The 14,164-nt window shown below is 31.1% G+C and carries 16 protein-coding genes; all 16 read right to left on the minus strand.

Annotated features, from left to right (window positions below; genetic code table 11):
• Positions 1-230 precede the first annotated feature (230 nt).
• Complete coding sequence (locus tag ESV24_RS14815) at positions 231-896, minus strand: hypothetical protein (protein WP_111817140.1); 666 nt, start codon at positions 894-896, stop codon at positions 231-233.
• A 127-nt stretch (positions 897-1,023) separates the two neighbouring features.
• Positions 1,024-1,629, minus strand: coding sequence for a hypothetical protein (locus ESV24_RS14820; RefSeq protein WP_111817139.1), 606 nt, complete (start codon positions 1,627-1,629; stop codon positions 1,024-1,026).
• Positions 1,630-1,851: 222 nt separating this feature from the next.
• Entirely contained in the window at positions 1,852-2,445 is a 594-nt protein-coding gene (locus ESV24_RS14825; protein WP_235004055.1) for a hypothetical protein, read from the minus strand.
• A gap of 114 nt (positions 2,446-2,559) precedes the next feature.
• Positions 2,560-3,165 carry a hypothetical protein gene (locus ESV24_RS14830; protein WP_111817137.1) on the minus strand — a complete coding sequence of 202 codons (606 nt, stop codon included), beginning with the start codon at positions 3,163-3,165 and terminating at the stop codon, positions 2,560-2,562.
• Between the two features lie 142 nt (positions 3,166-3,307).
• A complete protein-coding gene (locus ESV24_RS14835; protein WP_111817136.1) occupies positions 3,308-3,958 on the minus strand; it encodes a class I SAM-dependent DNA methyltransferase in 651 nt (216 codons plus the stop codon).
• Positions 3,959-4,119: 161 nt separating this feature from the next.
• On the minus strand, positions 4,120-4,785 hold the full coding sequence (locus tag ESV24_RS14840; RefSeq protein ID WP_146743193.1) for a tetratricopeptide repeat protein: 666 nt from the start codon (positions 4,783-4,785) through the stop codon (positions 4,120-4,122).
• 145 nt (positions 4,786-4,930) lie between these two features.
• Positions 4,931-5,812 carry an alpha/beta fold hydrolase gene (locus ESV24_RS14845; protein WP_111817134.1) on the minus strand — a complete coding sequence of 294 codons (882 nt, stop codon included), beginning with the start codon at positions 5,810-5,812 and terminating at the stop codon, positions 4,931-4,933.
• A gap of 35 nt (positions 5,813-5,847) precedes the next feature.
• The gene (locus ESV24_RS14850) at positions 5,848-7,023 is read right to left on the minus strand and encodes an acyltransferase family protein (RefSeq protein WP_111817133.1); all 1,176 of its coding nucleotides are present in this window, start codon (positions 7,021-7,023) and stop codon (positions 5,848-5,850) included.
• Between the two features lie 130 nt (positions 7,024-7,153).
• Entirely contained in the window at positions 7,154-8,020 is an 867-nt protein-coding gene (locus ESV24_RS14855; protein ID WP_111817132.1) for a LytR/AlgR family response regulator transcription factor, read from the minus strand.
• 180 nt (positions 8,021-8,200) lie between these two features.
• The gene (locus tag ESV24_RS14860; RefSeq protein WP_066438855.1) at positions 8,201-8,488 is read right to left on the minus strand and encodes a helix-turn-helix domain-containing protein; all 288 of its coding nucleotides are present in this window, start codon (positions 8,486-8,488) and stop codon (positions 8,201-8,203) included.
• Positions 8,485-8,826, minus strand: a complete 342-nt coding sequence (locus ESV24_RS14865) for a type II toxin-antitoxin system RelE/ParE family toxin (protein ID WP_066438856.1) — start codon at positions 8,824-8,826, stop codon at positions 8,485-8,487. Before ESV24_RS14865 ends, ESV24_RS14860 begins: the two co-directional genes overlap by 4 nt.
• Positions 8,827-9,105: 279 nt before the next feature.
• Entirely contained in the window at positions 9,106-10,242 is a 1,137-nt protein-coding gene (locus ESV24_RS14870) for a tetratricopeptide repeat protein (RefSeq protein WP_111817131.1), read from the minus strand.
• Positions 10,243-10,388: 146 nt separating this feature from the next.
• Positions 10,389-10,931, minus strand: coding sequence for a DUF6368 family protein (locus ESV24_RS14875; RefSeq protein ID WP_111817130.1), 543 nt, complete (start codon positions 10,929-10,931; stop codon positions 10,389-10,391).
• Positions 10,932-11,090: 159 nt separating this feature from the next.
• Positions 11,091-11,879: a hypothetical protein gene (locus tag ESV24_RS14880; RefSeq protein WP_111817129.1), complete on the minus strand. Its 789-nt coding sequence runs from the start codon at positions 11,877-11,879 to the stop codon at positions 11,091-11,093.
• Positions 11,880-12,111: 232 nt separating this feature from the next.
• Positions 12,112-13,224: a T9SS type A sorting domain-containing protein gene (locus ESV24_RS14885; protein WP_111817164.1), complete on the minus strand. Its 1,113-nt coding sequence runs from the start codon at positions 13,222-13,224 to the stop codon at positions 12,112-12,114.
• 219 nt (positions 13,225-13,443) lie between these two features.
• Complete coding sequence (locus tag ESV24_RS14890) at positions 13,444-14,028, minus strand: hypothetical protein (RefSeq protein WP_146743199.1); 585 nt, start codon at positions 14,026-14,028, stop codon at positions 13,444-13,446.
• Positions 14,029-14,164: the final 136 nt, after the last annotated feature.

The raw sequence follows: 14,164 nt of genomic DNA on the forward strand, positions 1-14,164 counted from the left end.
CATTGTGAACTTCCAAATATTGTTTAGTCGTTCCAAAAGTTGGCTTTTCTATTTCCGAAATTGCTTTTGCTATTAGTTCATTTTTCAATGTTTGTTCGGTTTTTTTTTGGTATTACTTACAACGTTTAGTATAACCGCAGTTACGGGATAAATTTAATGTTTTTTGAATAAGCACCTGCGGTAGCAATTACGCGTGGATTCGGACGCAGTCGAATCCGCCGTAATTGCGGTTATACATTGTTGCCAGTAGTTTTTTTTCTAACTATCATTTTAATATCAGCTATGAGATAATATCCAACTACCAAAAAAGTCCCCAAAGCCAAAAAGTATTGTCCATTTGGTATAATCGAAAAGATGTTTACTCCGATTAAAAATATACAAAACGGATAAGTAAATAATCTAATCAATATATTTTTCCATGACCATTCATTCTCGATTTTCTTTTCTTCAACTTCAATATCCAAAAGCTTAAATATTTGTTCAAGTTGGTTCTTCTTTTCAAATCTATAAACCATTCGAGAAATAAATACCACAGTAATTACCATAACAATTATAAAGGTTGTTATTGGCCAATTATCTATTACGTCAAATTCAAATGGATTTTCAGGAAAAATCAGATAAAGAAATCCGAGTAAAAAGATGAGGATAAAAGTTTTTCCGATTGGATTAAGTTTGTCCGTTATATTGATAAGATGATTATTAGCATTTAATTCAAATCGAAAAATCGGGTAAAACGTCCGATTCCAAGAGTTTTGTCGCCAAAGTTTTATTTCATTTCTTCCAATTTCTCCTGTCGGACGAAAATCAAATGAATAGATAGTTTTTAAATGATTAAAAAAAGTATCCTCTCTTTTCAATTCTATTAGTTGTTCAATATCTTTCTTTGTTATTTCCAATGTTCTCTTTCAAATTACTGGCAACGTTTATGTGTATGATTAGTGGCGTGTTTAAGCAACTAATTTAGCAAATATAAACTGAATAGAAAATCTGCAAGGATTTTCGTAAGTAGGCGAGAACCAGCCATTAATTATACACGGTGTTGCCACCAGTTTTTATTTTTATCAGACTTAAAATTAGAAGTCCGATTAAAATAATATTTGTCCAAAAAGCAAACCTTTTCATTTGTTCGCTTTTGTCCGTTTTGAATGTTAATTCCTTTGCGATTTGCATTTTGCTTTGGTCAATATTTTGATTTTCTATGATTTTTAAATCAAACTGACTTTCGTTTTCTGTGATTATATTCAAGTATTCTATTTCGTTATTTTCATTTTTTGCGACAATCCAAAATTCGCTCGTACCATCATTTTCAAACCAAAAGTCAGATTTTTTATTAGGTTTCAATTCTTTGTCAAAAGTCACATAATTTCCAGTTCCGTTCCAGTTGTTATTCCAAAAAGTAATGGCATAAATTTTTAAGTTTTTGTCTGTCAGATTTTCAGTCTGAACATTTACTGGCGTTGAAGCTCCGAATGAATCGTCAAACAATGAATTTAATCCTAAAGCTAAAAGTCCGATTACAATTCCAAAAATTGTAAGTATTTTTAAACCACTCTTTTTGTCGGACGAAGCAAAATATCTAATCAGTAAAATTAGGATAAGTAAGAAAGCTGAAAATAGTAGTATGTTCATTTTTTAAATTGGTGGCAACGGTTTGTATAAGAATAGTAGGGCGGAAAAAAGGCGACTACCATTCGGTTGAATACAAGCCGAATTTTTAAATTTTTCTTATTATTTTTTTTCTCAATAAGCCAAATTTAAAAATTTGGCGACCTTGCAAAAGCTCCTTTACCATTGGGTTAAGCACTCATTGCCCTATTATTTTTATACGTTGTTAGCCACCGTTTTTTCCGTTCAGCTTACCCAACTTCCGAGGCTTTCTTTTTCAATCCATTTTCCGTTGACAAGTTCGTAAATTCTTTCTTCTCCGCCACCACATAATCCTCCGCAAACTGTTCCGATTTGCACATATGCTAAATCAAATGTTTCATTAAATATCGGTTTGCTTATCGAGCAAAATCCATTTTCGCAATTCGTATCAAGCCAATCCCAAAATCGAAATCCACCATTTTCCGATTTTTGTTCAAATTCCTCAAACTGTTTTTGGGTTAAAATATTCTTGTTAGGAACTAAATCCGCTGTAATTTTAAATTTTTTGTATAGTCTTGATTGAGTCTTTAAATGAACAGTATCTGTTATATTTAAATTATCCTTTACATAGTCATTAAAATTCGAAACCATTGGATGCGAAACTGCTCTTGGTTTTTCTGTTATGCAACTCGACATTAAATATCCGTTGCTTTCTTCTTTTAAAATCTGTGTTATTAATTCAGTCGTTTTTTGAGCGTCCAATTCCTCCAACTTTTTCAAGTCAAATTTATTGTCCGTTTTGCAACTGAAATTCAGAATCAGAATTATGAATGATATGTAGAATGTTGTTTTTTTCAAATGGTGGCTAACGGTATTGTGTATGATTAGTGGCGTGTTTAAGCACCTAATTTAGCAAATAAAAACCGAATAGAAAATCCGCGAGGATTTTCGTAAGTAGGCGAGAACTAGCCATTAATTATACACGGTGTTAGCAACTGGCTTTTTATTCATTTCATATTTCCAATATAAGTTGCTATAAATCAAATAAGGAATTATTAATCTTTGCGTTTCACTTTGAAAATCTACTTTATTAATTAATTCAGTCAATATTTCTAAATTCGGATATGAATTATATTGGACTTTGTCCTTTGTTGTTAAAATGAAATCGTAATGCACTTGATTCTTGAATGAACTCATAACACAATCATAAAATAACTCTTCGAAAAACAATGAGGTCATCAAATTGTTTTCTATGAAATAATTATCTGAATTAAATTCGAAAAACTCTTTCTTGAGAAATTCAGTTTCGTCAATTCTTGAGATTAGGGACAAATAATCTTTTTTATTAATTCCAGAAAGCAACTTTTCGTTCTCTAAATAGTTCTCAAACTTTTTAATTGAATCGAATACATTAACTGATTCTGCAATTTCTAAGTCCGATGTGTTTAATGGATAAAATATTCCTCTTTCGAACGTTTTAGTGTTAATGCAATTTTGGTATTCCGATTCTGACTCGTATTTGTTGTTTTCACACGAGAGAATGAAAAGCGTAATAAATATGTATATTATATATTTCAAATTTTGTGCGTGAGTTTTTTCAGCTTGTTGCTAACGTTTATGTATATGAGCTGTGACGTGTTAAAGCACGAACCTCTCCAAATAAAAACCGGCTTTGGAAAATCCGCAGGATTTTCCAAGTGAGGACTGACCAAGCCATAGCTTATATACTGTGTTGTGCGTTCGTTTTTTTTGATATTAATATTGTATGGATTTCATCAGTTCCGTCAATTTTTTTATAATTTTTTAGAATCAAATTATTTATCTCGAAATCATTTGATTTTAGTGTTTTTTCCAAATTGTTCAAATTATGATAATAGAAATATGTTCTATCTCCATTACTTCCTGTTATATAACCTGAATTTCCATAATTACCATCAACAAAACTCAAGTATAGAATTCCATTATCATTCAGTAAATATTTACAGTCAGAGATTAGCTTTTTACAATCATTTTTAGATAAGTATGGAATACAAAACCCACATATTATTGCATCAAATTTTTTATTTAAACTACCAATTTGTCGACAGTCCATAATTTGAAATTTAGCCATTGGATTATTTTTTTTTGCCAATTCAATCATATTTTCTGAAATGTCGATTCCTTCTATTTTTAAAACGTTTTTTTTTGATAGAAGATATTTGGTTATGTTTCCTGGTCCGCAACCAATTTCAAAAATTGAAGAATTTGTCTTTAAAATTGTATCAAGAAATACATCATATGAGTCATTGTACAAGTCTAAATTCATAAACTTGTCTTGATAAATTTCTGCAATTTTATTCCAAGTCTGAAATGTTTCTTGATATTTATCCATATTTCAGTTTAAATGACGCACAACGTTTATGTATATGAGCTGTGGCGTGATTTAGCACGAACCTCTACAAATAAAAACTGGCTTTGGAAAATCCGCAGGATTTTCCAAGTAAGCACAGACCAAGCCATAGCTTATATACTGTGTTGCACCACGTTATTTTCTCAGAAATTTAATGGCAGTGCAAATCCTCCACCAAAAAGACCAACGTTCTTTTGTTGAAAAATCGCAGGTCGATATTCAGTCATTTTTCTTAAAGAGTTTGTCAATTCATTTATTTCCGATTCATTTATGTTGCCTTTAATATCGGTGATTAATTCACCATCGATACCAACATTAATCATTATATAAATTTTGCCCCGAATCCGTTTGAGTTTTTTGGAGTTTTTGATTTCAGATTTTAAAAGTTTGATATAGGCGGGATTAATTTGTTTTTTATTTACAATTAATGGCTCAAAATGATTTTTGTATTTGAATTTCGGAAGTTCGTCAACGTGAAATAGAAACATTTTCTCTGAATATTCCAGTCCGTTACAGTATTGTTCAATTAATTCATATGCTTCAAAATCACCTAACGAATATGATTTCTGGAGTAGTTGACAGGCTTGTTGTGTATTTCCTATATTCAGTTCGACTCCAGCTAAATTGAAGATAGCATCTTTATTAGTCGGATCAATTTTAATAATCGATTGGTAATTTAGTTTGGCAGTTTCGAAATTCGATTTTTGATAGGCTTCATTTCCCGCAATCATCAGTTTATCAATCTTAGATTCTTGTCCAAATGATTGATTAATCGATAATAATATTATTAAAATCAGAATTTTTTTCATAATGTGGTGCAACGTTCAAGTATATGAGCCGTAGCGGTTAAAAGGCGTAAACTTTCAGTTTAACGCAGACCATAAATATACAAAAAAGCCATAGATAGAGCCTAAACTCCGCTATGGCTTATATACATTGTTGTATGCAGTTCTTTCACTTCCTAATTTTATTTAAGAACGTGTCCATTTCTTTAATGAACCAATCTGGTAAATCCATTGCCATAAAATCTTTGGCATCTTCAGTTATGGCAAACGTTATGTTTTTAGAATTTGGAAACATTTTTTCCATTGATTTGGTTGCTTCAGATATTGGTTTGTTTTGGTAGGTTTTGGCAAAATACCACGTATTAAATACTAAAAGGGGAATGTCGTTGGTTTCAAGTTCAGGAATTAAATCTGCATCTAATTGTTCTGACAGCGTTTCTGCCAATGTGTTACGGTCAGAATTGGATTGCCATCTTACAAAATCTAAAACTTTTGTAGTGTCTATTAAGTTCATTCCTTCGCCCATTTGTTTTTGATAAGATGCAAAGGTCAATGAATCTGGCTCAATGATTGACTTTTTTATTGCCTCTTTTACCATTGTCATTTTCTCCTTTGTCATTGCAGAATCTAAAACCATACTTAACTTTGGGTAGAAATCAGACACAACTATTGCCTTAATATTCAATGTTTTATTCTGTGCAGTTTTAATGGCTACAAATCCACCATAGTTTTGTCCGATTAATATGGCTCGAGTCAAATTATTTTTTACAATATAGTCTGAAATCGCTGAAATATACTTTTCGGTGTAAAGCTCTTCTATTGCAGGAATTGTATCAAATCCAGCAAAGTCGAAAAGATAGCAACTATTGGTCTTACTGTAATGTTCAGCGATTTCTTTCCACATATCTGATGAACAACCAATATGAGGCAAAAAAAGCATTGGTGTTCCTGAATCACTTATTTTGCTAACTTTAATTGCGGGATTTTGTGCTGAAATTTTAGTTGATAAAAATAAGGCTACTATTGTTAAGAGGATAATTAGATTTTTCATAATATTTAATTTTTGGTGTTAAAATTGGTTAATAGCTATTCACTTCCTGAATTTAAATAAATTCCATTTTTTATACTTTCTATGTTTGATAACTTTCTTTTGGGTTTGACTCCCATAACAATATTTAGCAAAAAGAATCTTTTAATGAGAAACTCATATAGAATCCAACATATTGAAAACGTACCGACGACGAGTGTTGAAAATTTTGTCAGCAAACTCCAATTTAAATTCATAATCTGATATGCCAATATGATTATAACGGTTTGATGAAGTATGTAAAATGGATAGACAGCCCGATTACAATATAAAATAATGTTGCTTTTTCTGTTTAAGAATACTGATGACAATCCAAATAACGCCAACACCCAAGACCACATATTTATTTGGTTGAAAAATGCTTCTATAAAATGGCGTGCAATTCCATCTTCGTAAGTACTGATTAAATAAAGGAAAACAGAAAATGCTATAATACCCGTAAATAGATAGGTTTTATAATGTTTTTGGATAGTTTCAAAGAATGACTTTTGGACAGAAATTAGTAAAAATCCATAAAAAAATAAAGTTAAGTTGTAGAAAAAGTTGAACCAATCATCAAATAGACCGTGTGTTATTGGAAAAAAAGGGTCCAAAAACCATTCCATCAAAAGTAATGGAACTATCATCCAATATAGTCCAAATCTGGTTTGTGTCAATTTTGTTATTAGCCGTATTAATTTATTCTTTGGATGCTTCCTTAAAAAAATAAAGATTGGTAGTAAAATCAAGGAATAAGCCAAAATATATGGCAGAAACCATAGATGATGCCAGCTCAAGTTTCCTGTCGGATATTTTCCATCAAATGCGTGTGTAGGCCAAAAATCAAGATAAGAACTTGTGAATTGTAAATGAGCAATGCGCTCAATGTAAATTTGTGGTGGAACGATAACAAGCATTCCAAAAAGCAAAGGTATAAACAATCGCGAAATCCGTTCTCTTGAGAATTTAAAGGCAGAACGTTTTCCTAAAGAAAATGCCGTACCCATTCCAGAAATGATGAATAATAACGGCATTCTCCAACGATTTAAAAATACCATTGGATATTCAAGCCATTCATAAATTATGTTGTTCTTAATATGCCATTCCCACGGAACAAAAAACATTCCTATGTGATAAAATATGAGTAACGCAAAAGCCATTACCCGAAGCCAATCCAAATCGTATCGTCTTTCCATTTTTAAAGTTTTATGCAAACTTCAATGGAAATTTTTCAATGAAAAAAATTATGGTACGACTGACAAAGGTTTGTGATGAAATACAAACATTATTGTCCAAATGCAATCCTTGGGATGAATAACAAAACTATTATGATTGCAAATTTTGATTGAATGCAGTTAAATACTTTCTGGAAACAGGCACTGTTTCCTTGCAGTTTTTTAAATTTATTTGGTAACCTTGTGCATTACCATTAACATTTTTCACAAAGTCGATATTTAGAATATAGGAACGGTGAGTTCTCAAAATATTTGAAAACGGTTTTAATACCATTTCTAAATCTTTAAGTTTTAAACGCTTTAAGACAGGTTTGGGTTCGAGGTCATTGTTTATCCAAAGTTCTACATAATTTCCTTGTGATTGAGCAAAGACAAAATTCTTGATATCGAGTTGAAAACTTTCAGTCTTTGCTTCGGTTTCTACAAAAACTTCGGTACTTGCTTCTCTTGTTTTTTTCTCCTTTAAGTTTAGATTAAAAGTGGAAGCTTGTTCACTATTCTTATAAAACTGAATGTTCAAATTAGTAGAAACTACTAAAAAAGCCAAAATTGAACCAATTATCATTGTATTTAAAAGTTCTTCTCTAACATAAAACCAAGACCAATTTGTTGGGTTATCATACAGGACGTCTCTCAATAAAAATTGTATGATTCCTGTAAGAAACAGAAAGATTAGGATGAAATAAAATTCATATTTTAATATCCAATTTTCGGTATAAACTTCAAATCGTATAAATATACTTGCCAATAGAAACAATAAAAAAATTGGGCTTATTGAGTGAATGACTGAAACCCAAAAATAGGAAAGTCTTAATTCGGCTGTATTAATTTCAAACGGTTGAATTATATAATTGAAAAAGAATGCGAGTAAAAAAATCACACAACTTATCTGTAAAAGCTTTTTGCCATTATAGTAAAATGGATAAGGTTGATTTAAGTATTTTTTTAGTTCATTCAATTTTTTCTTGTTTGTTCGGATTTTTCTTGAATTGCATACAACGTTTTATGTGTATGAGCCGTTGCGTGTCTCACACACGAACCATTAAAAGTACAAAACTCCGCTGGAAAATTCCCAAGAATTTTCCAGATAGGCACAGACCCAGCAATGGCTTATACACGGTGTTGGCAAATCGTTATTTTACATTTGAAGACTTAAATTCAATTTTGCTCCCAAAGCATTGAAAATCCGCATTACGGTTTCAAAAGTCACATTTCCAGTGCTGTTTTCAAGTCTCGATATTTGTGCTTTTTTTACTCCAACTAATTCTCCTAATTGCCCTTGAGTCAGTTTTCGTTTTTTTCGCGCGGTCTTTATCATATCGCCAATCAATTCAAGTTTCAACTCAAATTCATATTCATCTCGTTCTTCAGTTCCCTTTTTTCCAATTAAAAGGTCTTCTGCTTGGTCTAAAGTGTAACTTTTCATTTCTTTCTATTTTTAAAATATATGTTTCTTATTTTGTCCGCTTTGTCGATTTCTTTCTTATCCACTTTGCTTGTTTTTTTAATAATTCCGTGAGTTGCAAAAACAAACGTCTCGGTCTTATCATCCTTGTCCCAAAATGCTAAAAGGCGATATTGAATTCCGGAATATAAAGTTCTGAATTCCCAAATATCATCAGTCAGTTTTTTGAAGAATTTTGGGTCAGATTGTTGTTCGGCTCTTCTTATATTTTGAAATATCTTTTTCCTTGCTTTTAGGTTTTGCTTTTCTATAAATTCAAAAGCTTCCTCAAGTAATTTCGTTTCAAATCGTCTTATCATTTTTGTTATAAAATCAAATTTGATACAAATATAAATAAAGTTTCGTTAACTGTAAACTTTTGAGTGAGTTTTTAATGTTTGCCAACGGTTTTGTGTATGAAACGTAGCGTGTTAAAAGACGCTAAATTTTCGGAATAACACGAGCCGAATTTTTAATTTTTATGTTTAATTTTCTTTTATAAATATAACCAAATTAAAAATTTGGCGTACTTTGTAAATAAGCAAAAACCTCTCGGAAAGCCTATATTAGCTATGTTTTATACACGTTGTTACCCACAGTTATTTCTTTCCTTTTCTTGAGCTTGCAGTCGCTTTAATTTCTTCGTTCAATATTTTTAGAACCATTTTCTTTAAATAGTCATATTCGAAATCTTCTTTGATTCCGTAATTGAAGGTACTATGTGTTCCATTTTTGTCCATTCCAAGTATGTACTTTTCGTAACCAAGCTCAATAGAAATAGGTGAGTTTTCCGTTTGGATTGTAAATTCAGTTTCCCCTTTTTCATTAGGAATATAGAATATATGTTTATAATATAATTCTCCTTCTTTAACTGCAAATCGTTCATACCCAAGAATTAACTTTCCATTCCATTCGAACTGGTCAAAACAAAACATACTTTTAAGATTGTCTGTTAATTTTCCTTGTTCATAGGCTTGGTAAAGTTTGTCTTTTAGAGGTTTTGCTTTTTCGTAATCTTTTTTACCATAATAGACTTGAATTAATTTAGCATATGAATGATAGTCGTTTGGCGCTAACTCAATCAATTCTTTATATGCAATTTCAGATTTATTGTAGTTCTTATTTAGAAACTCGTAAAGTCCAATATTGAATAATGCGTTTATATATGAATCTGATTCTTTTGAGATAGTTGCTTTTGATGTATAAAATGCTTCTAAAGCTTTTTCAGGTTGATTTAATTCCGCATAAATTTGTGGAATCATAGTAAAAGGTCGGTCTATCGGCTCATTTTTTTCTGTAGCTGTAATATAAGCAGAAAGTGCTTTTTCATATTTCTCTTGGCTTATATAAGAATCTCCTAATCCACTAAAATAATTTGTGTTAGTTGAATCAAGTTCGATTGCTTTATTAAAAGATTCAATTGCTTTATCAAATTGTCCCATATAATTTAAAGTCATTCCTTTGATGAAATATGTGTCTGGGTCAGTTTTGTCTTTTTTGATTGACAAATCCATTAGTTTAAGTACATTATTATCGTCAGCTTTCATATAGTAAGCCATTCCAACATAATAAATTGCTTTGGCGGGATATTCACTTACCTTTTCGGAATGCTCGGAAATAATCAAATCATATTTTTCCTCTCCATAAGCTTTTTCTAATTCAGTCGTAATCTGTTCTTGGGCATAATTACTTAAGCTTAAAAAACAAATTATTATTGATAGCAGGATTTTTTTCATAATTGTGGGTAACGGAATTGTGTATGGTTAGTTGCGTGGTTAAGCACCTAATTTAGCAAATAAATCACAGATAGAATATTCCGCAGGAATGTTCGTAAGTCGGCAGTGACCAAGCAATTAATTATACACGGTGTTACCACACGTTTTTATTTCGGAATGTAGAATTTTTTGTGTCCAATCCAATTTCTTAAAAACTTTTTATCGGCTAAATGCGTGAACCAAATTCGGTCATTTCCAGTTTCATATTCCAATTCAATTATTTCTCCGCCAACTTCCGAAACGAATTTTTTTATTTTTTCTTTATTTTCGGTTAATTCTGGGTCAATTGCAGAAGAAAAGTCAACCAAACCACTTTCTATTTCTAAAATTTCTAACATTAATTCCGAAATGAATTTTTGTCCATATTTTTCGTTAGTCCAAGTCATAAATCCAATGTAGCAATTTGGAACGTAACCAATCTTTTTCAAAAATTCTGCTTTTGATTCCGAATCAAAATCTCCGTCATCATTAGCGTCAGAGTAATAAATTCGGAATGTGTATTTTTCTTCTTTGTATTCAACTTCTAATTCATAATCCAACTCGCCTTCCAATTCAAATTCTCCGTGGGACTCAATAGTTTTTTTAATCCGATTAGTCGATTCCGCAGATAGATATTCTTTAAAATAAATCAGATTTGTAAATCCTCCCATAAGTTTTCTTCAAATGTGTGGTAACGTTTATGTATATGAGCTGTGGCGTGTTTTAGCACGAACCACTTCAAATATAAACTAACTTTGGGAAATCCGCAGGATTTTCCAAGTGAGGACTGACCAAGCCATAGCTTATATACTGTGTTGTGCGCTGGCTTTCTATGCTACTCTTATCACTTTTGCATCAAAATCAGCCATTAAATATACTCTTTCAAAATCAGATTGAATTGAGTAATCAATACTTTCATTCAACTCATAAGATACTGAAGAAAGTGAGCCAATTAATAATACAAGCCAATATTCGCTCAAGTCTGTTTTACTCGTTTTATATTCCGAAATTTTGCGTTCTTTTTTCTGAACTTCTTGTTCTAATCTTTCTTTGCTCAAATATTCCGCTTGCCAATTTTTCTCTTTGTAGCTAAATGAAACTTGGGAATGTTTACTGGTCTTTATTAGAGTAATGCTGTCGGGTAATTCGCATTCCATTTCCAATCTTGTCAATTGTACCATATCCGCTATTTCTTCCGCCAACTTGGATTTTTCGTTTTGCTTATAGTTCCATTCGTCATTTAGGATTGAAATAGATGCGTGAACATTTGTGTCAGGATACTTTTTTTCAAATATCTGTTTGGCGTAATCTAAAAGTGTCTTTATTTTAAAATATCTACTCGCATCATTAGTCAAGATTTGAGTATGTTCAAGTCCGATTAATTTACCTTTGTATTCAATTATAAAGTCGGGATTCGGTGGTTTTGGTTTGTCCGTTATACGAATTTCATTATCAATTTTGTGTGCAAATTTTCCAATTTGGCAAACCTCTAAAATTTCTTTCTTTTCAAGTTCGAATTTGTCTAAAATAGGGTAGATGATTTTACCTAAATCCTCGCGCTCTTTTTTAGCACTTTCCATTAGTTTCTTAATATCTTCTCTGTTTATTTCGAAGTTCATCGTTTTTTTTTTTTTTTAGCTGGCGCACAACGGTCTAGTATAAAAGAAGTAGGGCTGTAAATAAGCAATAATTATTCGGATTATTCACAAGCCAAATCTTTTGCATTTTGTTTTATCTTATTTCTCTAAAAGCCAAATCAAAAGATTTGGCGACCTCGCAAATATGCCTGAACCATTGGGTTTAACACTATCTGCCCTATTTTTTTTATACTTTTGTTACCCAACGTTTTTTTTAAAGTTTAATGAGTTTTTTGACCACACGATTTTTAAATTTATTAGAAATTACTACAATATAAAGTCCAGATTTTAATTCCGAAACATTAACCAAAGAATTAGTTGTCTCCTTAATAAAAAGACCATTAAGAGTATAGATTTTTATGACCTCAATAGGTTCATTAGATTCAATGTTAAGAAGCCCTCGTGTGGGGTTCGGATGTAGTGTAATGGATAATTGATTAAAATCTTCTATACCAAAAGTGCAATTTTCACTATAACTGGCAATAGGATCTTTACACCAACCAAAATTAATTTCGCATTGTGGAAAGCTAGTTGTTTCATCATCAACTTGAATGCATATCAAGTCGGGATTATTATTAGCTATCATACTAAAAATATTTTGAGTATTTCCATTACTCAAATTCAATTCAGTTAATTCATTAGACATACAAAATAACTCAAGGATATTTGAGTTTTGTGATAAGTCCAAACTTGTCAATTGGTTAAAAGAACAATAGATCCTTTCAAGAAGCGGATTTTGCTCTACATTTAAAACACTTATTTGATTCTCAGCACAATGGATTAATTTAAGAAGTGGATTTTGAGAAATATCTAAACTCATTAATTGGTTACCTGAACAATATAGTTGCTCTAAATTAGAGTTTTGCGTTAAATCTAAACTGGATAATTGGTTTCCTGAGCATAATAAATATTCTAAATTACTATTTGTTGAGATTTCTAAATCAGTCAATTGATTATTATGACAAAATAATAATTTTAGATTTGAATTTTGTGGTAAGTATAAGCTTGTTAATTGATTATTATTACAATATAAGCTTTCGAGGTTTCCGTTTTGCGAGACATTAATACTTGTCAATTCGTTATTATTACACCTTAAATTTTCAAGATTAATAAAGCTGTGAATACCTTCTAGTGAAAAAATGTTGGCATATGAAACATTTAATTCTATGCGTGCTTCGGCTTCACTGACTTGTATTTCTCCATCGTTGTTAGTATCTACGCCTTCACTTATAAGCGCTGATTTAAAATTAGGATCAGGAATATTTACTATTTGTGCGTGAATAACGCTGCTTATAAATAGAAATAAAATAAAATAATATTTTTTCATAATAAAATATTTAAATTAATATTATTTATTCCCGACAGTCTTTATAATCTGACTCATCACTAAGGTTGTTCAAATGTTGGGTAACGTTTATGTGTAAGAATAGTTGCGTGAGATAAACACCTAAAATACTAAAATTGACCAAGCCTTTGGAAATTCCGCAGGAATTTCCAAGTAAGCGAGAACCAAGCAATTATTTTTACACGGTGTTACCCACCGTTTTTATTCCTCGTTAATCAACTCCGTTTCGGTTATTAATGGAACTCCATAAATTTGCCTTTTTTTGGGTTCGTACAATTTTCTCATCATTGTTCCATATTCTGCCATAAAGGTATTTAAATCTACTAATCCTTTCGTGACAAATTTCATTTTCTGTTCGCCATTTTTAATTTCAATTTTTACGTATTCATTATCATCAGAGTTTATTCGGCTTTTATTTCTCTCCATAAAATTGCCAAAATCCCAAGTTGTGTCATTTTCCGTAATACTTTTCTCAAATATTTTTTGCCATTCAGGATTTTGTTCATCATAATCTTTAAATTCCGATAGAATTTTTATTGAATCAGATTTTTTGGTAATCAGTAAGCGTTCCTCTCCTTGATATGTGCAAACAGAATGGTCAATCCAAACTTTTAAAGTATCCAATTCAGTCATTTTTGTTTTGAAATCTTGATAATCAGATTTCAAGTCAAAATTGGATTTCATTTGTTCGTTATTTTCCGCAACATTTATTTCGGTTTGCTTTTTTTGTTGGCAACCGACTGCAATAAATGCAAGAACTAATATTTTAAGTACGATTTTTTTCATATGGTGGGTAACGTTTAGTATAACCGCAGTTACGGGATTAAATTTAATGTTTTTCGGAAAAGCACTCACGTTAGCAATTACTCGTGGATTCGGACGCAGTCGAATCCGCCGTAATTGCGGTTATACATTGTTAGCA

Source organism: Aequorivita lipolytica (assembly GCF_007997135.1).
Lineage (GTDB): Bacteria > Bacteroidota > Bacteroidia > Flavobacteriales > Flavobacteriaceae > Aequorivita > Aequorivita lipolytica.